General features: G+C 70.6%; 13 protein-coding genes, 1 tRNA gene, 1 rRNA gene and 1 pseudogene. 12 read left to right on the forward strand and 4 right to left on the reverse strand.

Annotated features, from left to right (window positions below):
* From rrf to ACIBK3_RS39830, 3 genes are all read left to right on the forward strand, one after another.
* A 5S ribosomal RNA gene (rrf, locus tag ACIBK3_RS39820) occupies nt 1-85 on the forward strand; the annotation flags it as partial.
* Nucleotides 86-199: 114 nt separating this feature from the next.
* A complete protein-coding gene (locus ACIBK3_RS39825) occupies nt 200-862 on the forward strand; it encodes a DegT/DnrJ/EryC1/StrS family aminotransferase (protein WP_399373065.1) in 663 nt (220 codons plus the stop codon).
* A 95-nt stretch (nt 863-957) separates the two neighbouring features.
* Nucleotides 958-1,033 (forward strand) — tRNA-Thr (locus ACIBK3_RS39830).
* Between the two features lie 69 nt (nt 1,034-1,102).
* Here the strand turns inward: ACIBK3_RS39830 and ACIBK3_RS39835 are convergent.
* Entirely contained in the window at nt 1,103-3,856 is a 2,754-nt protein-coding gene (locus ACIBK3_RS39835; protein ID WP_399372904.1) for a SpoIIE family protein phosphatase, read from the reverse strand.
* Between the two features lie 376 nt (nt 3,857-4,232).
* Here ACIBK3_RS39835 and ACIBK3_RS39840 point away from each other — a divergent pair, with 376 nt between their 5' ends.
* The 9 genes and pseudogenes from ACIBK3_RS39840 to ACIBK3_RS39880 form a co-directional block, all read left to right on the forward strand.
* Entirely contained in the window at nt 4,233-9,722 is a 5,490-nt protein-coding gene (locus ACIBK3_RS39840; RefSeq protein ID WP_399372906.1) for a HAMP domain-containing protein, read from the forward strand.
* A gap of 318 nt (nt 9,723-10,040) precedes the next feature.
* Entirely contained in the window at nt 10,041-10,727 is a 687-nt protein-coding gene (locus tag ACIBK3_RS39845) for a two-component system response regulator (RefSeq protein WP_399372908.1), read from the forward strand.
* Nucleotides 10,728-10,939: 212 nt separating this feature from the next.
* Nucleotides 10,940-13,660: a DNA translocase FtsK gene (locus ACIBK3_RS39850; protein WP_399372910.1), complete on the forward strand. Its 2,721-nt coding sequence runs from the start codon at nt 10,940-10,942 to the stop codon at nt 13,658-13,660.
* Between the two features lie 234 nt (nt 13,661-13,894).
* The gene (locus tag ACIBK3_RS39855) at nt 13,895-14,737 is read left to right on the forward strand and encodes a helix-turn-helix domain-containing protein (RefSeq protein ID WP_399372912.1); all 843 of its coding nucleotides are present in this window, start codon (nt 13,895-13,897) and stop codon (nt 14,735-14,737) included.
* A gap of 87 nt (nt 14,738-14,824) precedes the next feature.
* Entirely contained in the window at nt 14,825-16,321 is a 1,497-nt protein-coding gene (gene rimO, locus ACIBK3_RS39860; RefSeq protein WP_399372914.1) for a 30S ribosomal protein S12 methylthiotransferase RimO, read from the forward strand.
* A complete protein-coding gene (pgsA, locus tag ACIBK3_RS39865) occupies nt 16,318-17,268 on the forward strand; it encodes a CDP-diacylglycerol--glycerol-3-phosphate 3-phosphatidyltransferase (protein ID WP_399372916.1) in 951 nt (316 codons plus the stop codon). The genes rimO and pgsA overlap by 4 nt, the downstream gene beginning before the upstream one ends.
* The gene (locus ACIBK3_RS39870) at nt 17,265-17,822 is read left to right on the forward strand and encodes a CinA family protein (RefSeq protein ID WP_399372917.1); all 558 of its coding nucleotides are present in this window, start codon (nt 17,265-17,267) and stop codon (nt 17,820-17,822) included. The genes pgsA and ACIBK3_RS39870 overlap by 4 nt, the downstream gene beginning before the upstream one ends.
* 109 nt (nt 17,823-17,931) lie before the next feature.
* The gene (locus ACIBK3_RS39875; protein ID WP_030683643.1) at nt 17,932-18,312 is read left to right on the forward strand and encodes a helix-turn-helix transcriptional regulator; all 381 of its coding nucleotides are present in this window, start codon (nt 17,932-17,934) and stop codon (nt 18,310-18,312) included.
* A gap of 311 nt (nt 18,313-18,623) precedes the next feature.
* A pseudogene (locus tag ACIBK3_RS39880) lies at nt 18,624-18,854 on the forward strand (hypothetical protein); the annotation flags it as partial.
* Between the two features lie 184 nt (nt 18,855-19,038).
* Here the strand turns inward: ACIBK3_RS39880 and ACIBK3_RS39885 are convergent.
* The 3 genes from ACIBK3_RS39885 to ACIBK3_RS39895 form a co-directional block, all read right to left on the reverse strand.
* Complete coding sequence (locus ACIBK3_RS39885) at nt 19,039-19,803, reverse strand: SDR family NAD(P)-dependent oxidoreductase (RefSeq protein ID WP_399372919.1); 765 nt, start codon at nt 19,801-19,803, stop codon at nt 19,039-19,041.
* Between the two features lie 36 nt (nt 19,804-19,839).
* A complete protein-coding gene (locus tag ACIBK3_RS39890) occupies nt 19,840-20,733 on the reverse strand; it encodes an Fpg/Nei family DNA glycosylase (protein WP_399372922.1) in 894 nt (297 codons plus the stop codon).
* Nucleotides 20,734-20,869: 136 nt separating this feature from the next.
* Nucleotides 20,870-25,948 (reverse strand): ATP-dependent helicase, encoded by a 5,079-nt coding sequence (locus ACIBK3_RS39895; RefSeq protein ID WP_399372923.1) that lies wholly within the window; start codon nt 25,946-25,948, stop codon nt 20,870-20,872.
* Nucleotides 25,949-26,314 lie beyond the last annotated feature (366 nt).

Below are 26,314 nucleotides of genomic sequence, written 5' to 3' on the forward strand. Positions count from 1 at the left end.
TCACATTTCGAACCCGGAAGCTAAGCCTTACAGCGCCGATGGTACTGCAGGGGGGACCCTGTGGGAGAGTAGGACGCCGCCGAACAATCATTCAAAGGGTTGGGCCCTGAACTTCGGTTCCGGGACCAACCCTTTTTTGTTCAGCGTCACTTGAAGTTCACGTTGCGCAACCAGCATCCAAGGCATGGGTACTGCTGCAATGCTCAGGGCCGCCGGCGTAGGTGTCGGTGACGAGGTCGTCGTACCGGCCTTCGGGAACGTGGAGGTTGCCGAGGCCGTCGTGCTGGCCGGGGCGCTTCCGGTGTTCGCCGACATAGACCCGCTCACCTACTGTCTCGACGTGGCCGCTGTCGAGGCGGCCGTGACTCCGCGAACGGCGGCTGTTGTCGTCGTCCACCGCTTCGGGCGGCCGGCCGACATGGTCCGACTGCTCGGGGTCGGGGAACGGCACGGGCTGCTGGTGTTGCAGGAGGGCGAGTCCGAGGCGCCGTATGACGAGGTCGCTCAGCGCAGGCAGCGGGCCGCCTATCTCGACATGAAGTTGCGGGGTGTGCGGACGCCCGAAGCAGGCGTCGGCCACACCTATCAGCAGTACGTCGTACGGGTACCGGGGAACGGCCGGCCGGACCGGGACGCGTTCGCCAGGGCCGTGCGGGCCCGGGGCGTCGAGTGCTGGGTGCCCGTCAAGACGCCCGTGCACCGGTTGCCGGAGTACCGGCGGTGCGTGTCGCTGCCGGAGACCGAGCGGGCCGCCGACGAGACGCTGGCGCTGCCGGTGGACGCCTCGTTGACCAAGCGGGACATGCAGCGGACCGTGGGTGCGTGCAATGCCCTCGGGGGGCTGCTGGAGCCTGCTTTCTGAGGGTTCGTTCCCTCGGTGAGCGCGGTTGGGGACAAGGGTGTGTTCGGGGTATGATCTATTCCGTTGCCGCGGGGGAAACCTCAAAAAGGCGACCGGCCCCTATAGCTCAGTCGGTAGAGCGTCTCCATGGTAAGGAGAAGGTCAACGGTTCGATTCCGTTTGGGGGCTCCAGTACTAAAGGCCCTCGCCTTTTCAGGCGGGGGCCTTTCGCATGTCCTCCACGGTTCTCGACGGTTCTGGTCAGTCCTTGTGGAGGCCGGGGACGCGCATCGCGAGGATCGCCATGTCGTCGGACGGGGCGTCCGACGCGAAGCGTTCCACCGCGCGCATGATGCGGGCCGCGACCGCGCCGGCCGTCAGGCCCGTGCAGGTCGTGAGGACATCGGCGAGGCCGTCGTCGCCCAGCATGCGGGTGCCCTCGCGGCGTTCGGTGACGCCGTCGGTGACACAGAGAAGGACGTCGCCGGGATCGAGGGTGACCGTCTGCTCGTACAGTTCGAGGTCCTCCATGACGCCGAGGAGCGGCTGGGGTTCGGCGGCCGGTTCGACCGTGCCGTCCTGGCGGAGGCGCAGCGGGAGGGGGTGGCCGGCGCAGACCACCTTCAGCTGGGCGCTGCCGTCCTCCTGGGGCCACAACTCGCCGTACAGGAGCGTCAGGAAGCGGCTGCGGGCGCCCTCGTCGAGGATCGCGGAGTTCAGGCGTTCCAGGACCGCCGGGCCGCTCAGGCCCTCGCGGGCCAGCAGCCTCAGCGCGTGGCGGGCCAGGCCGGTGACCGCGGCGGCGTTCGGACCCGTGCCGCAAACGTCGCCGATGGCGAAGCCGTAGGCACCGTCGCGGATGGGGAAGAGGTCGTAGAAGTCGCCGCCGACCTCGTTGCCCTCGCCTGCCGCGCGGTAGATGACCTCGACCTCGACGCCGTCGATCTCGGGGAGTTCGGGCGGCAGCAGGCTGCGCTGGAGGGACTGGCTGATGGCCGTGCGCTCGGAGTAGAGGCGGGCGTTGTCGAGGGCGAGGGCGGCTCGGCGGCTCAAGTCCTCGGCCAGTTCCAGGATTTCCTGGCGGAAGTGTTCGTCGGTGGGCTTGCCGAGCGTCAGCATGCCGATGACGCGGTTGCGGGCCACCAGGGGGAGCACCACAGTTTCGCCGCCCACCGCCGACGCGGTGGCGAGCGTGGGGCCGATACCCGAGGCGATCTGGTGGGTCGGGCCGCCGCTGAGGCCCAGGCTGCGCATGGAGCTGCGCAAGGCCGCCTGGTGGGCCGCCTCGCCGGGGGCCGACCAGACGCGGGCGCCAGGGGTGGGCACCGGGTCGGGCGGCGGAACCTTGGAGAGGAGGGACTTGATGCCGTCGATCAGTTCCTCGTCCTCGTGCAGGACGTACGAGAGGTACGGCTCGGAGGCCTGGTCGGCGATCGTGTAGACCGCGCACCAGGTGGCGAGGGTCGGAACCGTCATCTGGGCCATGAGGGCGAGGGTCTGGTCGCGGTCCAGGGTGCCGGCCAGGAGGTCGGAGGCTTCGACGAGGAAGCTGAGGGAACCCCTGCGCAGGCGTTCGAGCTCGCCGAGGCGGGCGGACTCCACCGCCAACGCGATGCGGTCCGCGGCGAACTGGAGGCGTAGGGCCTCTTCGTTGGAGTATCTGCCCGGAGATTCCGCCGCCACACCGAGGGAGCCCGTGAGGCGGCCCTCGACCTTGAGCGGGACCGTGACGACCGAGCGCATGCCGGTGCCGCTCAGCAGCGGCACGGCGCCCGGTACGGCCGTGAGGTCGTCGTGGACGGCCGGCATGCGGGCCGAGCCGTAGCGGCCGGGGCCGGCCTCGACGGGGACGCGGGCGAAGCGCTGGCGGGCGGAGGGCAGGCCGGTGGAGGCGCGGACCTCCAACTCTGTTTCGTCGTCGGTCGCCAGGAGGAGGAAGGCGGAGTCGGCGTCGAGCATGTCGCGGGCGCGTTCCACCGTGCGCTGGAGGAGGCCGTCGAGGTCGTCCGGGGCCGGGGAGCCGATGAACACCTCGAACGGGTCGGTGCTCTGGCCGTCGGAGGAGGTGGACGTGTCCGAGGCCGGTACCCGCAGCGGGGTCTGCAGCACGGCTCGTTCGTGGTCCCGTACGAGGAGGCAGACGGTGGAGGGCTCGCCGCCGGTGTCGCGGACGCGGAGGTGGGAGGCGTACACGGAGATGACGCGCCCGCTGGCGCCCCTGATGCCGTAACTGCCTTCCCAGCGGGAGAGTTGGAGGGCCTCTGCGACGCCGGTGCTGGTGCCGGGAGTGTGCGGCCAGGCGGCGAGGTCGGTCAGGGGCTTGCCGATGACCTGTTCGGCGGAGTAGCCGAAGAGTTCCTCGCCGTCCTCGTTCCAGGACGTGACGGCGCCGGTGCGGTCGATCTGGACGACGGCGACGCGGACGCGGCCGTCGGCGAGCGGGAGGAGGTCGGCGGGGAGAGCCGGCCCCGCGGCGCGGGTGCCCACCGGGCGTTCCGGGAGGTCGAGTTGGAACCAGACCTGTTTGTGGGTGGGCGTGTAGTCCACGCCCCAGCGGGCGGCGAGGGCCGCGCAGAGCTGGAGGCCGCGGCCGCCCTCGCGGTCCAGGTTGCCCATGTTGACGGCCTGGCCCTGAAGGGGGATCTCGCGCTCCGGGTAGCGGTCGGCCACCTCGACCCGTACGCCGTCGTCCGTGCGCAGGCACAGGACGTCCGCGGAGGTACCCGCGTGCACCACCGCGTTGGTCACCAGTTCGCTGGTGAGTACGACGGCGTCGTCGACGATGTCGGCGAAGCCCCAACCCTGGAGGGTGTCGCGGACGAAGGCGCGGGCGCTCGCGACCGATCGCCCGACGGGCTCGAAGCTGGCGGCCGCGCGCGCGGTGATCACTGAACTCCTCGGCCTGTTGTCGGCGTGCAGGGCTGCCTGGCCGGTCGGCTCGTGCCGCTGCTGCGGCAGAGCGTCCGTCGGCCGGGGGTCCGGGGTCTGTCCCCCCGGGATCAGTCCGGTGGTCATGTGTGCGGCCGCCCTCCGATGCCCGCTCGTTCTCGTGCCACCGCCCAGGCCGGACGGACCGGCGTGGCTGGACAGCCGCATGCAAGGTTACTTACCTTCCCCGTCCGTCCGGATGCCGGTCTGCAGTGTTTCCGTCCGGAGGGTGTGCGGACGATGTGCGAAGCTGCCGAACTGTTATGGCCTGGTTCAGCCGGGGTGAAACACTGGGCAAGCTTCCGGTGAAGGTACCGGCAGGCTGAGTGGGGTTTGCATGTGGTGGGCAGCAGCCCCTGGTGCGGCCTTGATACAGCGGACGTGCATACCCAGCAGTAACTGGTACGCCGAGCAGTAGTACCGGACCACAGCAGTAACGGTCGACCCCTGCGGGAGGGACACAGTGGAGTCTGGCGCAGCGACGCGGGGCACTAAGACGCGCGCGAAAGGCGGACAGTCCCCGAGTAATCAGCGCAAGCCGCGGGGAGGGACCACCGCGGTGGACACGGCTGCCCTGGACCGATTGCTGGTGGCGCTCGTCTCGATGCGCGACGGGAACTTCCGGAAGCGGCTCACGGTGTCCGGCGACGGCGTGGTGTCGGAGATTGCCGCGGTTTTCAACGAGGTGGCCGAGCGGAATCTCCATTTGACGGGTGAGCTGTCGCGCGTGCGGCGAATGGTGGGCCGCGAGGGAAAGCTCACAGAACGGCTGGAAACGGGCGCCTGTGAGGGTTCCTGGGCTACTGCGATCGACAATTCGAACGCCCTTGTGGACGATCTCGTACGGCCCGTCTCCGAGGTCGGCCGGGTGCTGTCGGCGGTGGCGGAGGGTGATCTGTCGCCCCGTATGGAGCTGCGGACGCAGGCGCCGGACGGGGGCGGGCATCCGCTGCGCGGGGAGTTCCTGCGGGTCGGGCGGACCGTCAACAACCTGGTCGACCAGCTGTCGACGTTCACCGACGAGGTCACGCGGGTGGCCAGCGAGGTGGGCACCGAGGGCAAGCTGGGCGGACAGGCACGCGTGCGGGGCATGTCCGGTTCGTGGAAGGACCTCACCGAGTCCGTCAACACGATGGCGTACCGGCTGACGGCGCAGGTGCGGGACATCGCGCTGGTGACGACGGCGGTGGCCAAGGGCGACTTGTCCCGGAAGGTCACGGTTCACGTCGAAGGCGAGATGCTGGAGCTGAAGAACACCGTCAACACGATGGTGGACCAGCTCTCGTCCTTCTCCTCCGAGGTGACGCGCGTCGCCCGCGAGGTGGGTGTCGAGGGCGAGCTGGGCGGCCAGGCGCAGGTGCCCGGTGTGGCGGGTGTGTGGAAGGACCTCACCGATTCGGTGAACCTCATGGCCGGCAACCTGACGGCCCAGGTGCGCGGAATCGCCCAGGTGACCACCGCGGTGGCCAGCGGCGACCTGTCGCAGAAGGTGACGGTGTCGGCGCGCGGTGAGGTCGCCCAGCTCGCCGACACGATCAACCAGATGACCGAGACGCTGCGGATCTTCGCGGACGAGGTCACTCGCGTGGCCAACGAGGTCGGAGCCGAGGGGCAGCTCGGCGGACAGGCGAACGTGCCGGGTGCGGCGGGGACCTGGAAGGACCTGACGGACTCCGTCAACACAGTCTTCCGGAACCTCACCACCCAGGTGCGGGACATCGCCGCCGTGACGACGGCCGTCGCCAACGGTGATCTGTCGCAGAAGGTCACGGTCGACGTCGCCGGCGAGATGCTGGAGCTGAAGAACACCGTCAACGGGATGGTGGACCAGCTCTCCGCGTTCGGTGCCGAGGTCACGCGGGTGGCGCGCGAGGTCGGCGTCGAGGGTGAGCTCGGCGGACAGGCCCAGGTGCCGGGGGCCGCCGGTACGTGGAAGGACCTGACGGACTCCGTCAACACCGCGTTCCGGAATCTCACCGGACAGGTGAGGAACATCGCCCAGGTCACGACCGCGGTGGCCAACGGTGACCTCTCGCAGAAGGTCACGGTGGACGTCTCCGGCGAGATGCTCCAGCTGAAGAACACCGTGAACACGATGGTGGACCAGCTCTCCGCCTTCGCCGACCAGGTGACGCGGATGGCCCGGGACGTGGGCACCGAGGGCCGGCTGGGAGGCCAGGCGGTGGTGCCGGGAGTGTCCGGTACGTGGAAGGAGCTCACCGACTCCGTCAACTTCATGGGCGGCAACCTCACCTCTCAGGTGCGGCAGATCGCCCAGGTGACGACCGCGGTGGCCCGGGGTGACCTGTCCCAGAAGATCGACGTCGACGCGCGCGGCGAGATCCTGGAGCTGAAGAACACCATCAACACGATGGTGGACCAGCTCTCCGCCTTCGCCGACCAGGTGACCCGGGTGGCCCGTGAGGTGGGTACGGAGGGCCGCCTGGGCGGGCAGGCCCAGGTGCCCGGCGTCGCCGGTGTGTGGCGGGACCTGACGGACTCCGTGAACGGCATGGCGTCCAACCTGACCGGCCAGGTCCGCAACATCGCCCAGGTGGCCACCGCGGTGGCCCGGGGTGACCTGTCCCAGAAGATCACCGTGGACGCGCGCGGGGAGATCCTGGAGCTGAAGAACACCCTGAACACAATGGTGGACCAGCTGTCGTCCTTCGCCGAAGAGGTCACCCGGGTGGCCCGTGAGGTGGGTACGGAGGGCATCCTCGGCGGTCAGGCCGAGGTGCAGGGTGTCTCCGGCACCTGGAAGGACCTCACGCAGTCCGTGAACTTCATGGCGAACAACCTGACCATCCAGGTGCGCAACATCGCCGAGGTCACGACCGCGGTCGCCAAGGGCGACCTGTCGAAGAAGATCACCGTCGACGCGAAGGGCGAGATCCTCGAACTCGTCACCACCGTCAACACGATGGTCGACCAGCTGTCGTCCTTCGCCGAGCAGGTGACCCGGGTGGCCCGCGAGGTGGGCACCGAGGGTCAGCTGGGCGGTCAGGCGCGGGTGCCGGGTGTCACGGGCATCTGGAAGGACCTCAGCGACAACGTGAACCTGATGGCCAACAACCTGACCATGCAGGTGCGCAACATCTCCCAGGTCGCGGCGGCGGTCGCCAACGGTGACCTGACGCGTACGGTGACGATCGAGGCGCGCGGCGAGGTCGCGCAGCTCGCCGACACCTTCAACACCATGGTCAAGACGCTGAGTTCGTTCGCCGACCAGGTCACCAAGGTGGCCCGCGAGGTGGGTACGGACGGAATCCTGGGCGGGCAGGCGCGGGTGCCGGGGGTGGCCGGTACGTGGAAGGACCTCACCGAGTCGGTGAACCAGATGGCGTCCAACCTGACCGGTCAGGTGCGCAACATCGCCATGGTGACCACGGCCATCGCCAAGGGCGACCTGACGAAGAAGATCGACATCGACGCGCGCGGGGAGATCCTCGAGCTGAAGACGACGATCAACACGATGGTCGACCAGCTGTCCTCGTTCGCCGAGGAGGTCACCCGGGTCGCCCGGGAGGTGGGTACGGAGGGCCAGCTGGGCGGTCAGGCACGCGTGCGGGACGTCGACGGCACCTGGCGCGACCTCACCGAGTCGGTGAACGAGATGGCCGGCAACCTGACCCGGCAGGTGCGTGCCATCGCGCGCGTGGCGACCGCGGTGACCCGTGGTGACCTGAACCTGAAGATCGACGTGGACGCGTCCGGGGAGATCCAGGAACTCCAGGACTACATCAACAAGATGATCGCCAACCTGCGCGACACCACGATCGCCAACAAGGAGCAGGACTGGCTCAAGGGCAACCTCGCCCGCATCTCCGCCCTGATGCAGGGCCGGCGCGACCTGGCGGACGTGGCCTCGCTGATCATGAGCGAGCTGACGCCGGTGGTGACCGCGCAGCACGGCGCGTTCTTCGTCGCCATGCCGCTCCTCGACGGCAAGGACCTGAGCACCGAGGAGGACGACCGGTACGAGCTGCGGATGCTGGGGTCGTACGGCTACTCGATGGGTTCCATGCCGACGTCGTTCCGGCCGGGTGAGGCACTCATCGGGACGGCCGCCCAGGAGAAGCGCACGATCCTCGTGGAGAACGCGCCCAGCGGCTATCTCAAGATTTCCTCCGGGCTCGGAGAGGCGCCGCCCGCGCAGGTGATCGTCCTTCCGGTGCTGTTCGAGGGCAAGGTGCTCGGCGTCATCGAGCTGGCGTCCTTCACTCCCTTCACACAGATCCAGAAGGATTTCCTCAACCAGATCGCCGAGATGATCGCGACCAGTGTCAACACCATCTCCGTCAACACGAAGACGGAGGTGTTGCTGAAGCAGTCGCAGGAACTCACCGAGCAACTCCGTGAGCGGTCGGCCGAGCTGGAGAACCGGCAGAAGGCCCTCCAGGCGTCCAACGCCGAACTGGAGGAGAAGGCCGAGCTGCTGGCCCAGCAGAACCGCGACATCGAGGTGAAGAACACCGAGATCGAGGAGGCGCGGCAGGTCCTGGAGGAGCGTGCCGAGCAACTCGCGGTGTCGATGCGCTACAAGAGCGAGTTCCTCGCCAACATGTCGCACGAGCTGCGGACGCCGCTCAACTCGCTGCTGATCCTGGCCAAACTGCTCGCCGACAACGCGGAGGGGAACCTCTCCCCGAAGCAGGTCGAGTTCGCCGAGACGATCCACGGGGCCGGCTCCGACCTGCTCCAGCTGATCAACGACATCCTGGACCTGTCGAAGGTCGAGGCGGGCAAGATGGACGTGTCCCCGACGCGGATCGCGCTCGTCCAGCTCGTCGACTACGTGGAGGCCACCTTCCGGCCGCTGACCGCGGAGAAGGGCCTCGATCTGTCCGTGCGGGTGTCGCCGGAGCTGCCCGCCACGCTGCACACCGACGAACAGCGGCTCCTTCAGGTGCTGCGCAACCTGCTGTCCAACGCGGTGAAGTTCACCGACTCGGGCGCCGTCGAGCTGGTCATCCGGCCGGTCGGCCGGGATGTGCCGAGGGGGATCCGCGAGCAGCTCCTGGAGACCGGTTCGCTGCGCGACCCGGGCGCCGACCTGATCGCTTTCTCGGTGACCGACACCGGCATCGGTATCGCGGCCAGCAAGATGCGGGTGATCTTCGAGGCGTTCAAGCAGGCGGACGGCACGACCAGTCGCAAGTACGGCGGTACCGGCCTCGGGCTGTCGATCTCGCGGGAGATCGCCCAGCTGCTCGGCGGTGAGATCCACGCGCAGAGCGAGCCGGGGCGTGGATCCACGTTCACGCTGTATCTGCCGCTGCACCCCAGCGAGCTGCCGCCCCAGGGCTACCAGCAGCTCGCGCCCCCGCTGGAGGTCGGCGAGCTGGTGGCGTCCGCCTCAGGGCTGCCGGAGTCGTCCGAGCTGTCCGACGCGGAGATCGAGACGCCGGCCGAGGTGAAGTCGTACCGGGAGACACAGAACGGTCCGGCCGCGCTCTTCCGGCGCCGTCGCAGGCCGGTACCGGAGATCGAACAGCGGCACGCGCAGCAGGAGGGCTGGCCGACGGCCACGGAGCAGGAGAGCGCGCCCGAGCAGCCGCGGCGCGGCATCCGGTTCGGCGGGGAGAAGGTGCTGATCGTCGACGACGACATCCGCAACGTCTTCGCGCTGACCAGCGTCCTGGAGCAGCACGGACTGTCCGTGCTGTACGCCGAGAACGGCCGCGAGGGCATCGAGGTGCTGGAGCAGCACGAGGACGTGGCGGTCGTGCTGATGGACATCATGATGCCGGAGATGGACGGGTACGCGACGACCACGGCGATCCGCAGGATGCCGCAGTTCGCCGGGCTGCCGATCATCGCGCTGACCGCCAAGGCGATGAAGGGCGACCGGGAGAAGGCGATCGAGTCGGGCGCCTCCGACTACGTCACCAAGCCCGTAGACCCCGATCACCTGCTGGCCGTGATGGAGCAGTGGATGCGTGGGGAGTGACGGGAACGGTCGGAGTATGTTCGGGCTTCGTGACCATGTGGCGGGAACCTTCGGCAGGCGCCCGGAGTCGCTGACTTCGGGTGGCCGATGTCGTGTAGAAGTACGGGATCCGGGGAACCTTCTGGTCTCTCGCCGCGTTTCTGCTATGTGCACAGTGACATCGCGGTGACAGGGTGTGGCGACGGGCGGGGTGCGGCTACGATGACCGGCACAGGGACGGGCGGCGCAAGGGAGTCGTCCCCCGGGGCGACGTCGGTCGGCGTCACCCCGAGTCCTGCGGACAGGGGAGGCCCCACGCCGGGGCGAGGAGGGCGGGCCATGGTGCAGAAGGCCAAGATCCTCCTGGTCGATGACCGGCCGGAGAATCTGCTGGCGCTGGAGGCCATCCTCTCTGCGCTCGATCAGACGCTGGTGCGGGCATCGTCCGGGGAGGAAGCGCTCAAAGCACTGCTCACGGACGACTTCGCGGTCATTCTGCTGGACGTCCAGATGCCGGGCATGGACGGATTCGAAACGGCCGCGCACATCAAACGGCGGGAGAGGACCCGGGACATCCCGATCATCTTCCTCACCGCCATCAACCACGGACCGCACCACACCTTCCGCGGGTACGCGGCAGGAGCGGTCGACTACATCTCCAAGCCGTTCGACCCCTGGGTGCTGCGCGCCAAGGTCTCCGTCTTCGTCGAGCTCTACATGAAGAACTGCCAGCTGCGAGAGCAGGCGGCGCTGCTGCGGCTCCAGTTGGAGGGCGGTGGCGGTGACAAGGCCGCGGTCGGCGAGGCCAAGGAGCCGGCGGGGCTGCTCGCCGAGCTCTCCGCGCGGCTCGCGGCGGTCGAGGAACAGGCCGAGGCGCTGTCCAAGCAGCTCGACGACGAGTCGGCGGATGCGGCGGCGGTGGCCACGGCAGCTCATCTCGAACGCAAACTCACCGGGTTGCGGCGGGCGCTCGACGCGCTGGAGCCGGGGACCGGGAGCACGAATTCGGTGCCCTCGCAGAACTGACCCCCGGCGGGGGTGTGTTGTGTGGGCGCGGCCCTTCGCTACGAGGTGGGCCGCGCAGCCCGGCGTCGGCGCAGTGCCCGCGCCCACCCTCTCCCGGCTTGGGCGGCCTCGATTGAGTCGGCGTCAATCCCGCGCCTCGTCAACGGCGACACGAACGGGTGAAGCATCGGGCACGCGTGTCCACCGTCGTCTCCACCGGTAACCTCACACCTATGGCCTCACGTCCCTCCGCAGCCAAGAAGCCCGCCAAGAAGGCGGCCGCTCCGGCGAAGGCTGGGGCGAAGAAGGCCGCCGCGAAAAGGGCACCCGCGAAGAAGGCGCCCGCCAAGAAGGCCGCGGCGAGGAAAGCCGCACCTCCGAAGCCGGCGCCCAGCCCGACCGGGGGCGTCTACCGGCTCGTCCGCGCCCTCTGGCTGGGCCTCGCGCACGCCGTCGGCGCGGTGTTCCGCGGCATAGGACAGGGCGCGAAGAACCTCGACCCGGCTCACCGCAAGGACGGCATCGCGTTGCTGCTGCTCGCCCTCGCCCTGATCGTCGCCGCCGGCACCTGGTCCAACCTGCGCGGGCCCGTCGGGGATCTCGTCGAGATGCTGGTGACCGGTGCATTCGGCCGGCTCGACCTGCTCGTGCCGATACTGCTCGCGCTCATCGCCGTACGGTTCATCCGTCACCCCGAGCAGCCCGAGGCCAACGGGCGGATCGTGATCGGTCTGTCCGCGCTCGTCATCGGCGTGCTCGGCCAGGTCCACATCGCCTGCGGCTCGCCCGCACGCAGCGACGGCATGCAGGCGATAAGGGACGCGGGCGGCCTCATCGGCTGGGGCGCGGCCACTCCGCTGACGTACACCATGGGCGAGGTCCTCGCCGTACCGCTGCTGGTGCTGCTCACGGTGTTCGGGCTGCTCGTCGTCACCGCGACCCCGGTCAACGCCATCCCGCAGCGGCTGCGGCTGCTCGGCGTGAAGCTCGGCATCGTCCACGAGCCCGTCCAGGACGAACTCACCGAGGACGACGAGCGGTACGACGACCAGTGGCGTGACGCGGTGCCCGCCCGCAACCCCAGGCGCACTCCCGCCCCGGCGGCGTACGACCCCGACAGCGCGGAGCAGGAGGCCCTCTCCAAGCGCCGTGGACGCCCCAGGCGCTCCGCCGTGCCACAGCCCGACCTGGGCCGCTCCCTGGACGCCGTGGACGTCGCCGCGGCCGCCGCCGCCGCGCTCGACGGAGCCGTGCTGCACGGTATGCCGCCCTCGCCGATCGTCGCCGACCTCACCCAGGGGGTGAGCGTGGGGGACCGCGAGGAGGGCACGCCGACGCCGACCCCCGTACCGGCGCCGGCCGCGCGGCCCAAGCAGGAGAAGCTCGACACGCCACGCAAGGGCGAGGTCCGCGACCTCACCAAGGCGCCGCCCAGCGCGCCCCGTGAACTGCCGCCGCGTGCCGAGCAGCTCCAGCTGTCCGGCGACATCACGTACGCGCTCCCCGCGCTCGACCTCCTCACGCGCGGGGGGCCCGGCAAGGCGCGCAGCGCCGCCAACGACGCCGTGGTCGCCTCGCTCACCAACGTCTTCACCGAGTTCAAGGTCGACGCGGCCGTCACCGGCTTCACGCGCGGGCCGACGGTCACGCGCTACGAGGTGGAGCTCGGCCCCGCCGTGAAGGTCGAGCGGATCACCGCCCTCGCCAAGAACATCGCGTATGCCGTCGCCAGTCCGGACGTGCGGATCATCAGCCCGATCCCCGGCAAGTCGGCCGTCGGCATCGAGATCCCCAACACCGACCGGGAGATGGTCAACCTCGGTGACGTGCTGCGGCTGGCCGAGTCCGCGGAGGACGACGACCCGATGCTGGTCGCGTTCGGCAAGGACGTCGAGGGCGGCTACGTCATGCACTCGCTGGCGAAGATGCCGCACATGCTGGTCGCCGGTGCGACCGGCTCCGGCAAGTCGTCCTGCATCAACTGCCTCATCACGTCGGTCATGATGCGGGCGACCCCGGAGGACGTCCGGATGATCCTGGTCGACCCCAAGCGCGTCGAGCTGACCGCCTACGAGGGCATCCCGCACCTGATCACGCCGATCATCACCAACCCGAAGCGGGCGGCCGAGGCGCTCCAGTGGGTCGTGCGGGAAATGGACCTGCGCTACGACGACCTGGCGGCGTACGGCTACCGGCACATCGACGACTTCAACCGCGCCGTACGTGAAGGGACCGTCAAGAAGCCCGAGGGCAGCGAGCGGGAGCTCCAGCCCTACCCGTATCTGCTGGTGATCGTCGACGAGCTCGCCGACCTGATGATGGTCGCCCCGCGTGACGTCGAGGACGCGATCGTGCGGATCACGCAGCTCGCCCGCGCGGCCGGTATCCACCTGGTGCTCGCCACGCAGCGGCCGTCGGTCGACGTCGTCACCGGTCTCATCAAGGCGAACGTCCCCTCCCGGCTCGCCTTCGCCACCTCCTCTCTCGCCGACTCGCGGGTCATCCTCGACCAGCCCGGTGCCGAGAAGCTGATCGGCAAGGGCGACGGTCTGTTCCTGCCGATGGGGGCCAACAAGCCGACCCGTATGCAGGGCGCCTTCGTGACCGAGGCGGAGGTCGCGGCGGTCGTCCAGCACTGCAAGGACCAGATGGCGCCGGTCTTCCGGGACGACGTCACCGTGGGCACCAAGCAGAAGAAGGAGATCGACGAGGAGATCGGCGACGACCTGGACCTGCTGTGCCAGGCGGCCGAACTGGTCGTCTCCACACAGTTCGGGTCGACGTCCATGCTCCAGCGCAAGCTGCGGGTCGGCTTCGCCAAGGCAGGGCGGCTCATGGACCTGATGGAGTCCCGTGGGATCGTCGGGCCGAGTGAAGGCTCAAAGGCTCGTGATGTTCTTGTGAAGCCTGATGAGCTGGACGGCGTGCTCGCGGTGATCCGCGGGGAGGCTTAAGGGGAGCCCCAAGGCGGGTGGCCGATCGTGACCCATCCGTAAGGGATCATTGAGCAACCGTTTCCCTTCGGCGTACGTCAAGTTGAGGGAAGCAGTCGGCTGCTGCCTCGCCATCGGCGTGTCCGGCCATACCGATGGCGTACAAAGTCCCACCGACCGGTTGCCCCACCCTTTCGTACCCGCCATAGACTGAACCTCCAGCACAGGCGGCTAAAACGCTCGAAAGGCGCCCTCGTGTCCCTCGGCAACTCCCCTGAAGACGAGCGTCCGTTCGAAGACGACCGTGAGGAAGATCGCCTCTCGATCGGTCGTGCCCTCCAGCAGGCACGTATCGCTGCCGGGCTGACCGTCGACGACGTCAGTACCGCCACCCGGGTCCGCCTGCCCATCGTGCACGCCATCGAGGCGGACGACTTCGCTCCGTGTGGCGGAGACGTGTACGCGCGCGGGCACATCCGGACCCTGGCCCGGGCCGTCCACCTCGATCCCGCTCCGCTGCTCGCCCGGTACGACGCCGACCACGGCGGTCGTCCGGCGCCGACGCCGGCCGCACCGCTGTTCGAGGCGGAGCGGATCCGTCCGGAGCGGCGCGGGCCCAACTGGACCGCGGCCATGGTCGCCGCGATCGTCGCCGTGGTCGCTTTCGTCGGGTTCACCGCGTTCAAGGGCGGCGACAGCGACGCGGGCACCAACACGCAGGTCGCCGACGGCACCAAGCCTTCGACCAGTACAAAAGCCTCGCCCACCCCGAAGAGCGACAAGACCGAGGAGCCGAAACCCGACCCGTCGGACAGCGCCATCGCCGCCGCGCCCCAGGACAAGGTGACCGTCCAGGTCAGCGCCGCCGACGGGAAGAGCTGGATCTCGGCCAAGGACCACAGCGGCCGCCTCCTGTTCGACGGCCTGCTCAAGCAGGGCGAGTCCAAGACCTTCCAGGACAACGAGAAGGTCAATCTCGTCCTCGGCGACGCGGGCGCGATCCAGCTGTATGTGAACGGCAAGAAGATCGATGACGACTGGCAGCCGGGGGCTGTGGAGCGGCTCACGTATACGAAGGGCGACCCGCAGGTCGGTTGAGGACCTGGCTGCGTGTGGACGGGGTCGGCCAGGATCGGCCAACCCCGTCGACGTGGGGTGTCAGCGGGACGAAGTAGTCTTGAGCCCATGCCTGAACGCCGTACCGTCGCACTCGTCACTCTTGGCTGCGCCCGTAACGAGGTGGACTCGGAGGAGCTCGCAGGCCGCTTGGAGGCGGACGGCTGGGCCCTCGTGGAGGACGCCGCGGACGCGGACGTGGCCGTCGTCAACACGTGCGGCTTCGTCGACGCCGCCAAGAAGGACTCCGTCGACGCCCTCCTGGAAGCCAACGACCTCAAGGGCCACGGCAGAACCCAGGCCGTCGTGGCCGTGGGCTGCATGGCCGAGCGGTACGGCAAGGACCTCGCCGAGGCCCTCCCGGAGGCGGACGGCGTACTCGGCTTCGACGACTACGCCGACATCTCCGACCGCCTGCAGACCATCCTGAACGGCGGCATCCACGCCTCGCACACCCCGCGCGACCGGCGCAAACTGCTGCCGATCAGCCCTGCCCAGCGGCAGGACTCGGCGGCGTCCGTCGCACTGCCGGGCCACGGGCCGGCCGCTGAGGAAGCTGCCGCCCCCGCCGACCTGCCGGAGGGGCTCGCTCCGGCCTCCGGTCCGCGTGCGCCCCTGCGCCGCCGTCTGGGCGGCGCCCCGGTCGCGTCCGTGAAGCTCGCCTCGGGCTGTGACCGCCGCTGCTCCTTCTGCGCCATCCCGTCCTTCCGCGGCTCCTTCATCTCACGCCGGCCCAGCGATGTGCTGAACGAGACGCGGTGGCTGGCCGAGCAGGGCGTGAAGGAGATCATGCTGGTCTCCGAGAACAACACGTCGTACGGCAAGGACCTGGGCGACATCCGCCTGCTGGAGTCCCTGCTGCCCGAACTCGCCGAGGTCGACGGCATCGAGCGGGTCCGCGTCAGCTACCTCCAGCCGGCCGAGATGCGGCCCGGCCTGATCGACGTGCTGACGTCGACCCCGAAGGTCGCCCCCTACTTCGACCTGTCCTTCCAGCACTCCGCGCCCGATGTGCTGCGCGCAATGCGCCGCTTCGGCGACACCGACCGCTTCCTGGAACTGCTCGACACCATCCGCGGCAAGGCGCCCCAGGCCGGCGTGCGCTCCAACTTCATCGTGGGCTTCCCCGGCGAGAGCGAGGCCGACCTGGCCGAACTCGAGCGCTTCCTGAACGGCGCGAGGCTGGACGCCATCGGCGTCTTCGGGTACTCCGACGAGGAGGGCACGGAAGCGGCGACGTACGAGAACAAGCTGGACGAGGACGTCGTCGCCGAGCGGCTGGCCCGGGTCTCCCGGCTCGCCGAGGAACTCGTCTCGCAGCGGGCCGAGGAGCGGGTGGGCGAGACAGTCAGCGTGCTCGTGGAGTCGGTGGACCCTGTCGAGGGTGTGTACGGCCGCGGGGCACACCAAGCACCCGAGACCGACGGTCAGGTGCTGCTCACCAGCGCCAAGGGACTCAGCGTCGGCCGTATCGTCGAGGCGAAGGTGGTCGGTACGGAAGGTGTCGACCTGGTGGCCGAGCCGCTCGATGGTTCGCTCGCGGGTAGTGAGGAGGCGGGCAGATGACGGGAGTACCGGCGTCCGCCGCGGGTGGCTCCTCCGCCGCGAAGGGCGCGGCCGCGGGTGCGGGTGCGGCGGCTTCGGGTACCTCGTCCGTGTCCGGGGGTGTTCCCGGTGCTGCCGGTCCCTCTGATGGTTCCGGTGTTTCTGGTGCTTCGGGTGATCTGGGGTCTTCCGGGGTTTCCGGTGTTGCTGGTGTTTCCGGTCCTTCTGATGCTTCCGGTTCTTCTGACGGTTCGGGTGGCCCAGGTGAATTCGGGGCCGCTGATGCCGCGGACGGCTCCGGGGTCTCTGCCGGGGCGTCCGATGGTGCGTCCGACGCGAAGGCCCTGCGGGGCGGGAAGATCGCGGCCGCGGCCGTCAACCAGGCCAGTGTCTGGAACATCGCCAATCTGCTGACCATGCTCCGGCTGGTCCTGGTGCCCGGGTTCGTCGCGCTGATGCTGGCCGACGGGGGATACGACCCCGCGTGGCGCTCGCTCGCCTGGGCGGCCTTCGCCATCGCCATGATCACCGACCTGTTTGACGGCCATCTGGCGCGGACGTACAACCTGGTCACCGACTTCGGGAAGATCGCCGACCCCATCGCCGACAAGGCGATCATGGGGGCGGCGTTGATCTGTCTGTCAGCGCTGGGTGACCTGCCGTGGTGGGTGACTGTGGTCATCCTCGGCAGGGAACTCGGGATCACGCTGTTGCGTTTCCTGGTCATCCGGTACGGCGTCATCCCGGCGAGCCGGGGCGGCAAGCTGAAGACGCTCATCCAGGGCGTGGCCGTCGGTATGTACGTCCTGGCGCTGACGGGGTGGCTGGCCACCCTGAGGTTCTGGGTGATGGCGGCGGCGGTCGTGCTGACCGTGGTGACCGGACTCGACTATGTGAGACAGGCCATTGTGCTGCGCCGACAGGGAATCGCCGAGCGCAAGGCGGCGTTGGAGGAGACGGAAGGGTGAGTTCCGGGGCCACCGAAGTGGTACGACTACTGACGGTGAGGGGCGAGACGCTCGCCGTCGCCGAGTCGCTCACCGGCGGTCTGGTCGCGGCGGAGGTCACGGCGGTACCCGGGGCGTCCCAGGCATTCCGGGGCTCGGTGACCGCCTATGCCACCGAGCTCAAGCATCGACTGCTGGGCGTCGACGCCACTCTGCTGGCGGAGCGTGGAGCGGTGGATCCGCAGGTCGCGGCGGAGATGGCGGCCGGAGTGCGCAGGGCACTCGGCGCCGACTGGGGCATCGCGACCACAGGGGTCGCCGGCCCCGAGCCACAGGACGGCAAGCCTGTCGGGACGGTTTTCGTGGCCGTCGCCGGACCGTCCGCGGCGGATTCCGAAGCGCCCGGCGGGGCGACCGGAGGCGAGAAAGTGACCGCGTTGCGGTTGAACGGCGACCGGGCGGAAATTCGTATGGAGAGTGTACGGAGCGTACTCGCACTGCTCCTGGAGGGGCTTGCGAGCGAACAGACCGGGAATGAGCGGGCACAGGATACGGAACGGAACGGGGGGTTTTGATGTTTGCAGCCCTGAGTGAACACGACATCGCTCCCCGCACGGCCGCGGCGCAAGGCGGTACGGTGGGGCGAGAAGGATGCGGCTACGCGGTCCGAGGAGGGAGCCACCGATGATTCTGCTCCGTCGCCTGCTGGGTGACGTGCTGCGTCGGCAGCGCCAACGCCAGGGCCGTACTCTGCGCGAAGTCTCCTCGTCCGCCCGAGTCTCACTCGGCTATCTCTCCGAGGTGGAGCGGGGGCAGAAGGAGGCTTCCTCCGAGCTGCTCTCCGCCATCTGCGACGCGCTGGACGTACGGATGTCCGAGCTCATGCGGGAAGTGAGCGACGAACTTGCCCTCGCCGAGCTGGCGCGGTCTGCTGCGGCCACCCCCAGCGAGCCTGTGACCACGCCGGTTCGCCCGATGCTGGGTTCTGTCTCGGTGGCCGGTGTGCCACCGGAACGGGTGACCATCAAGGCGCCCGCCGAAGCGGTGGACGTGGTTGCCGCCTGATCGTTCGGGCGGTGTGCGCATGAGCTGACGATGCGCCGAGACGTGTGCGAGGCCCCGGCCGGGGTTTCTCCGGAGTACCTGGACACAGGTGAGCTGGAGAGGCGCCGGCCGGGGCCTTCGTGCATCGTGGAGCCGTGGCAGGCGTGGCGGGTGTGCCGCCTGGCGGTGTGCCGCCGCGGCGCCGCCTTCTGCGCCGGCCCGCGACCGTGTGCTGTCGGTGCGCCCTCCCTCCGGGGGCGGACGGTCACTGGTGTCTGGCTGGAGGAGGGTCGATGGCACGGCCGATGGGGCGTTGGGGGGTCTGGCGGGTGCTGGAGGCCCGACGGCCCTGGCGGGACTGGCGGGCGTGCGGCGCCTGGGGGGCGGTTCTGGGCGTTGGGGGGCTGTGGTGGTGGGCTGTGCTGCGGCTGGCGCTGTCGCCGGGCGCGGGGGCGCTGGAGGGGGCGGTCGCGGCCGGGGGGTGGGGGCTCAGTTTGCTGCCGGTGCACTGTGTGCCCAAGGCGCGGGCTGTGGGGGTGGTGGCCGCGGGGCGGTGGGGGAGGGACTGGGGAGTAGCGGGTGGGCAGGTTGTGGCGGGGGCGGGCGGTGAGGGGCCGCGCGGTGGGGGTGGTCCGGTGTCGCCGGGTGGGGGAGGTGGGGCGCGGCCGTGGGGCGGAGGGGGTGGCGGGTTGTCCGATGGGGGTACGGCGTCCTCGGACGGGGCCGGTGAGGCGGTGGCGGACGGGTCTACCAGGGCATCGTCACGCCGCCGTTCGGGCGGAGGATCTGACCGGTCGTGAAGACCGAGGCGTCGGATGCGAGGTAGAGCACGGCGTGGGCGATGTCTTCGGGTTCGCCGACCCGGCCCAGCGGGGACATCCGGGCCATCAGTGACTCGGTGTGCGCCTGGGCCTCGGCGTCGTGGCGGTCCGTCATGGGGGTGCGGATCCAGCCCGGGGCGACCGCGTTGACGCGGATGCCGTGCCGGCCGACCTCGGTGGCCAAGGTCTTCGTGAGCTGGACGACCGCCGCCTTGGACGCGCCATAGCACAGCAGACCGGGGCCGCCGGTGTCCACGGCGCCCGAGGCCATGGTGACGATGCTGCCCCTGGTGTTCCGGGCGAGCATCAGGCGGGCGGCCTCCTGGCAGGCGTACAGCACGCCCTTGAAGTTGACGTTCAGCACCCGGTCGAGGTCCTCGTCCCGGGTCTCCAGGACCGGGCTGCTGTGCATGATTCCGGCGATCGCGGCCATCACGTCGAGGCGCTCGCAGGAGGCGACGGCCTGGCGGAGCCGGTCCCGGTCGGTGACGTCGAGGTGGTGGAGGTGGGCGGTGCCGCCTGCCTCCTTGATGCTCCTCGCCGTCTCGTCCAGGCCGTGCGGGTCGAGATCCGCGCAGTGCACGGCTGCACCCGCCCGGGCCAGCAGGACGGCACAGGCGCGGCCGATGCCGCCGGCGGCGCCGGTGACGAAGGCGGTGCGTCCGGTGAGGTCGTACGCGCTGACGGCCATGTGAGGACGGTACGAGGGTTTCTGACGGCCCGTCAATCAGTCGTGCGGAGCTGTACGGGGCGGCCTTGGCCGGGACGGCTGGGAGGGCTGTGGGGGGCGGACGGGTCGGGCCCGGGGTGACCGGTGGGCGTCCGGTGCCGGCGCGGGGCCGGTCTGGCAGGTCGGGCACCAGTACGTGGGGCGTTCACGGGAGCCGTCGCCCTGGTCGGCCACACGGACGGGCGTGTGGCAGCGCAGGCAGGGGCGGGGCGCGCGGCCGTACACGAACAGGTCCTGGCCTCGGCGGCCCGTCGTGACGCGGACCGGGCGGTCCCGGTTGACCTCCAGAAGTCTCCTGGCTAGCGCGGGCAGGTGCGCGGCGCGGTCGTGGGGAAGGGCACCGACGGGCAGCCAGGGGGTCACGCCGAGGAGGAAGCACAGCTCGCTCTTGTAGACGTTGCCGATGCCGGCGAGATTGCGCTGGTCGAGCAGGGCCTCGCCGAGGGGGCGGGCGGGGTCGGTGAGGAGGTTGGCCAGAGCCAGGTCGGGGTCCCAGTCCGGGCCCAGGAGGTCGGGGCCGAGGTGGCCCACGGCGCGGTGCTCGTCGGCGGTGCGGAGCAGCTCGAGCACGGGGAGGCGGTAGCCGACGGCCGTGCGGTCGGCGGTGCCGAGGATCGCGCGGATCTGGTGGGCGGGGCCGCCGGTCCAGCGCTGGTCGTGGGCGTACACCTTCCAGGAGCCGTCCATCCGCAGGTGCGAGTGGAGGGTGAGGCCGCCCTCGATGCGGGCCAGGAGGTGCTTGCCGCGCGGGGTGACGTCCAGGACGGTGCGGCCGGTGAGGTCGGCGGTGGCGTACTTGGGGACCCGCAGGTCGCTGCGCGTCAGCACCTTGCCCGCGAGGGCGCTGTGCAGCCGCCTCGCGGCCTGCCAGACCGTGTCTCCTTCGGGCATGAGTCAAGAGTGGCACGGTGGGGGTGGTTCGTGCGTTTTCCGGTTCCTTGGCGGGCGGGAGGTCGGGCGTGACACCGGGCGATGTCGGGGGGTGATTGCGGGGGCTGGGTGAGAGTGCGGAGGGGGTGTCGTCGTTTCATGCTCTGAGGCGTAGACCGCGCGGAGTGGCGATGAAGCCGGTGGCTTCCAGGAGGGTGCCGATGGGGGACGTGAGGGCCGAGGCACCGTTGACACGTTCCACGGTGACCGTGCCCAGGGAACCTGCCTTGGCGGCCGCGGCGAGGGCCTCCGCGGCGGCCCTCAGGCGCGGGTCGTCGGTGGCTGTGCCGTCGGGGTCTGAGGGCCAGGCCAGCAGGGTCTTGCCGCCGCGCTCCATGTAGAGCGTCAGCTCGCCGTCCACGAGGACGACCAGGGAGCCCGCCTTGCGGCCGGGCTTGTGTCCGGCGCCGGTGGGGGGCTCCGGCCAGGTGAGAGCAGCGCCGTACGCGTTCGCGGGATCGGCGGCGGCGAGGACGACGGCCCGGGATTCGGGGGCGGGGCGGTTGCGGCGGCCGGTGGGGGCGGAGCTGTACGGGGGGTACGAGCCGTAGGGGTCGTACGGGCCGCCCTGAGGGGTGCCCGGGGCGGACGGGGCGGAGCCGTACGGGGTGCTGGTGCCCGGGCCTGGAGCGGTCGGTGGGGTGAGGTCGCGGGGGGAGATCCATTCGCTCCGTGCGGTGGGGAAGGGAGGCCAGTCGTCGCCGAGGTCGGGATCGGTGGGGGTGGCGCGACCGCTGGGCGGGCTCTGTCCGTCGGACGGGGTCTGTCCGCCGGACCCGAAGGGGGTGGGGGTGTCGAAGGCGTCCTGGGAGAAGTCCGGGAGGGGGCCGAAGGCGTCGGGAGCGAAGTCGGTGTACGGGGCGGTGCCGCCGGAGGCGGTGTCGGGGGTGCCGTCGGTCCGGGGCGGGAGCGGCAGGGCTTCGCCGCGGTCGCGGGCGTTGGCCACCGCGCGGAGGCGGTCGACCGCGCCGTCCATGGCGAACTGGGCGGCACCGAGACCCTCGACCACGTAGCCGCGGCGGGCCTGGCCGCTGTCCTCGAAGGCGGACAGGATGCGGTACACGGCCGAGAAACCGCCTTCCACGCCCTCCGCGGAGACAGCTCCCCGGGTCACCACGCCGTGCCGGTCGAGGAGGACCCGGGCGAGGGCGTGGGCGCGGACGGTCGGGTCGGCCTCCCGGTCCGGGAGCAGGGACCAGCGGCCGGCGACGGTCGGCGGGCCGCTGCGTGAGGCGGGGCGGGCGGCGGCGGTCAGGGAGCCGTAGCGTCCACGCGGGATGGTGCGCTTGGCGGGGTGGGCCGTGGATCCGGCGGTGCGGCCCGAGCCCAGGAGGGAGCGCATGGGGGTCAGCGTGTCGTTGGTGAGGCGGCCGGACCAGGCCAGGTCCCAGAGGGCGTCGGCCAGTTGGGGGTCGGTGGCTTCGGGATGGGTGGTGGCGCGGACCTGGTCGGCGATCTGACGGAAGAACAGACCGTAGCCGCCGGAGAGGGCGTCCAGGGCGGACTGGTGGAGGGCGGTGAGCTCCAGGGGGTGGGGCGGTGGGAGGAGCAGAGGGGCCGCGTCCGCCAGGTAGAGCGAGACCCAGCCGTCCTTGCCGGGCAGAGAGCCCGCTCCGGCCCAGACGATCTCTCCGGCGGCGGTGAGTTCGTCGAGCATCGCGGGCGTGTAGTTCGCGATGCGGGAGGGCAGGACGAGCTTCTCCAGCGCGGAGGCGGGCACGGACGCGCCCTGCAACTGCTCGACGGCCCGCACCAGACCGTCGAGGCCGCGCAGGCTGTGGCCCCTGCCGATGTGCTGCCATTGGGGAAGGAACTGGGCGAGGGCGGGCGGCGGCACCGGCTCCAGTTCGTGGCGCAGGGCGGCGAGGGAGCGACGGCGCAGGCGGCGCAGGACCGCCGCGTCGCACCACTCCTGGCCGATCCCGGCCGGGTGGAACTCGCCCTGGACGACCCTGCCGGTCGCCGCGAGGCGCTGCAGGGCGCCCTCGGTGACCGCGACGCCCAGACCGAAGCGGTCGGCGGCCGTGGCCGAGGTGAACGGGCCGTGGGTGCGGGCATAGCGCGCGAAGAGGTCGCCCAGCGGGTCCTTGACGGGCTCCGTGAAGGCCTCCGGGACGCCCACCGGGAGCGCTGTGCCGAGCGCGTCGCGCAGACGGCCCGCGTCCTCGATCGCCGCCCAGTGGTCCGCGCCGGCGATACGGACCCGGATCGCGCGGCGGGCTGCGGCCAGCTCCTGGGCCCACTGCGGCTCGGCGCCTCGTTCGGCCAGCTCGGCGGCGGTGAGCGGGCCGAGGACGCGCAGGAGGTCGGCGATGCCCTCGGCGTCCTTGACGCGGCGGTCCTCGGTGAGCCACTGGAGTTCCCGCTCCAGCTCGGTCAGCACCTCGGCGTCGAGGAGCTCGCGCAGCTCCGCCTGGCCGAGCAGCTCGGCCAGCAGCCGCGAGTCCAGGGAGAGGGCGGCGGCGCGGCGCTCGGCGAGCGGTGAGTCGCCCTCGTAGAGGAACTGGGCGACGTACCCGAAGAGGAGGGAGCGGGCGAAGGGGGAGGGCTCGGGGGTGGTGACCTCGACCAGGCGCACCTTGCGGGCCTCCAGATCGCCCATCAGCTCGACCAGGCCGGGGACGTCGAAGACGTCCTGGAGGCACTCGCGGACCGCCTCCAGGACGATCGGGAAGGAGCCGAACTCGCTGGCGACCTGGAGCAGTTGGGCGGCGCGCTGGCGCTGCTGCCACAGTGGGGTGCGCTTGCCGGGGCTGCGGCGGGGCAGGAGCAACGCGCGGGCGGCGCACTCGCGGAAGCGGGACGCGAACAGGGCCGAACCGCCGACCTGGTCGGTGACGATCTGGTCGACCTCGCCCTTGTCGAAGACGACGTCCGCCGCGCCGACGGGGGCTCGGTCCGCGTCGTATTCGGTGCCGATCTTCGCCGGTTCCTGGTCGAGCAGGTCCAGGCCCATGAGGTCGGCGTCGGGAAGCCGGAGGACGATGCCGTCGTCGGCGTGCATGACCTGGGCGTCCATGCCGTACCGCTCGGAGAGCTTGGCGCCGAGGGCCAGTGCCCAGGGGGCGTGCACCTGGGCGCCGAAGGGGGAGTGGACGACCACGCGCCAGTCGCCGAGTTCGTCACGGAAGCGCTCCACGACGATCGTGCGGTCGTCCGGGATGTGGCCGCAGGCCTCGCGCTGCTCGGCCAGGTAGGACAGGACATTGTCGGCGGCCCAGGCGTCCAGGCCCGCGGCGAGGAGGCGGAGACGGGCGTCCTCCTCGCTGAGGGAACCGACCTCGCGCAGGAACGCGCCCACCGCGCGGCCCAGTTCGAGCGGGCGGCCCAGCTGGTCGCCCTTCCAGAACGGGAGCCTGCCCGGGACACCGGGGGCGGGGGAGACCAGGACGCGGTCGCGGGTGATGTCCTCGATGCGCCAGGAGCTGGTGCCGAGGGTGAAGACATCGCCGACCCGGGACTCGTAGACCATCTCCTCGTCGAGCTCACCGACCCGGCCGCCGCCCTTCTTGGGGTCGGAGCCGGCGAGGAAGACACCGAAGAGGCCGCGGTCGGGGATCGTGCCGCCGGAGGTGACGGCGAGCCGCTGGGCACCCGGGCGGCCGGTGATCGTCCCGGCGACGCGGTCCCAGACCACGCGCGGACGCAGTTCCGCGAAGGCGTCGGAGGGGTAGCGACCGGCCAGCATGTCGAGGACGGCCGTGAACGCGGACTCGGGGAGCGAGGCGAAGGGGGCGGCCCGCCGGACCATCGCCAGCAGGTCGTCCAGCTGCCAGGTGTCCATCGAGGTCATCGCGACGAGCTGCTGGGCGAGGACGTCCAGAGGGTTGGCGGGGACCTTCAGCGACTCGATGGACCCGGTGCGCATGCGCTCCGTGACGACTGCCGCCTGGACCAGGTCACCGCGGTACTTCGGGAACACCACGCCGGTGGAGACGGCTCCGACCTGGTGTCCCGCGCGGCCGACGCGTTGCAGGCCGGAGGCCACGGAGGGTGGGGACTCGACCTGGATGACCAGGTCCACCGCGCCCATGTCGATGCCCAGTTCGAGGCTGGAGGTGGCCACCACGGCGGGGAGGCGGCCGGCCTTGAGGTCCTCTTCGACGAGGGCGCGCTGTTCCTTGGAGACCGAGCCGTGGTGGGCGCGGGCGATGACCGGGGGCGCGCCCTGTGCCGCACCCGAGCCGCCCATCAGTTCGGCGGGGGCGTGGTGCTCGTCCAGCGGTTCGCCGGTGGCTCGCTCGTACGCGATTTCGTTGAGGCGGTTGCAGAGCCGTTCGGCGAGGCGGCGGGAGTTGGCGAACACGATCGTCGAGCGGTGGGCCTGGACGAGGTCGGTGATCCGCTCCTCGACGTGCGGCCAGATGGACGGGCGGTCCGCGCCGTTCGATCCCTCGGAGCCGTCGGCGACCGGGGAGCCGCCCAGTTCGCCCAGGTCCTCGACCGGGACGACGACCGAGAGGTCGAACTCCTTGCCCGACTTCGGCTGGACGATCTCCACCTTGCGGCGCGGCGAGAGGTACCGGGCGACCTCGTCGACCGGGCGGACCGTCGCCGACAGGCCGATCCGGCGGGCCGGCTTGGGCAGCAGCTCGTCCAGGCGCTCCAGGGAGAGCGCCAGGTGCGCGCCGCGCTTGGTGCCCGCCACCGCGTGCACCTCGTCGAGGATCACCGTGTCGATTCCGGTCAGCGCGTCACGCGTGGCCGACGTCAGCATCAGGAACAGGGACTCCGGAGTGGTGATCAGGATGTCCGGGGGGCGGGTGGACAGCGCTCGGCGCTCGGCGGCGGGGGTGTCGCCGGAACGGATGCCGACCTTGACCTCCGGCTCGGGCCGGCCCAGACGTACGGATTCCTGGCGGATGCCGGTCAGGGGGCTGCGGAGGTTGCGTTCCACGTCGACGGCGAGAGCCTTGAGGGGGGAGACGTACAGGACCCGGCAGCGCTTCTTGGGGTCGGCGGGCGGGGGTGTGGAGGCGAGCTGGTCGAGTGCGGCGAGGAAGGCCGCGAGGGTCTTGCCGGAGCCGGTGGGGGCTACGACCAGCACGTCCGAACCCGCTGCGATGGCCTGCCACGCGCCGGCCTGGGCGGCGGTGGGCGCGTCGAAGGCGCCCGTGAACCAGCCGCGGGTCGCGGGGGAGAAGCCGTCGAGGGCTCGGTGTGCGTCGCTGACCATGTGTCCATCCTGCACCTCGGGACTGACAATGGCGCTGAGCTGCGACGATGCCGCGGTGAGGCTTTGGGTGGCTTGTGGCTTGTGGCTTGTGGCTTGTGGGTGTGCGGTGCGGGTGGGTGGAGGTGTGCGTGGTGATGCCTGCGGGGAGGTGCGCATCGGGGGGTGCGCGTAGCGACTGAGGTGCGTGCGAATCGGGGCCGGCGGGGGTGTCCGTCCTCGAACGTCGCGGATCGGGTTTCGACCGACTGGCTGGTGTTGACGCGACAACCGCTGCGGGCGGACACCCCGCCCCGTCCGCTTCCGCCGCGGGCGGCCGGGGCCACCGCCGTGGTGCGGGGCGTGGCCCTGTATCGGCGGTACGCCGAG

This window comes from Streptomyces sp. NPDC050287, assembly GCF_044459385.1.
In the GTDB taxonomy this organism is placed as follows: Bacteria; Actinomycetota; Actinomycetes; order Streptomycetales; family Streptomycetaceae; genus Streptomyces.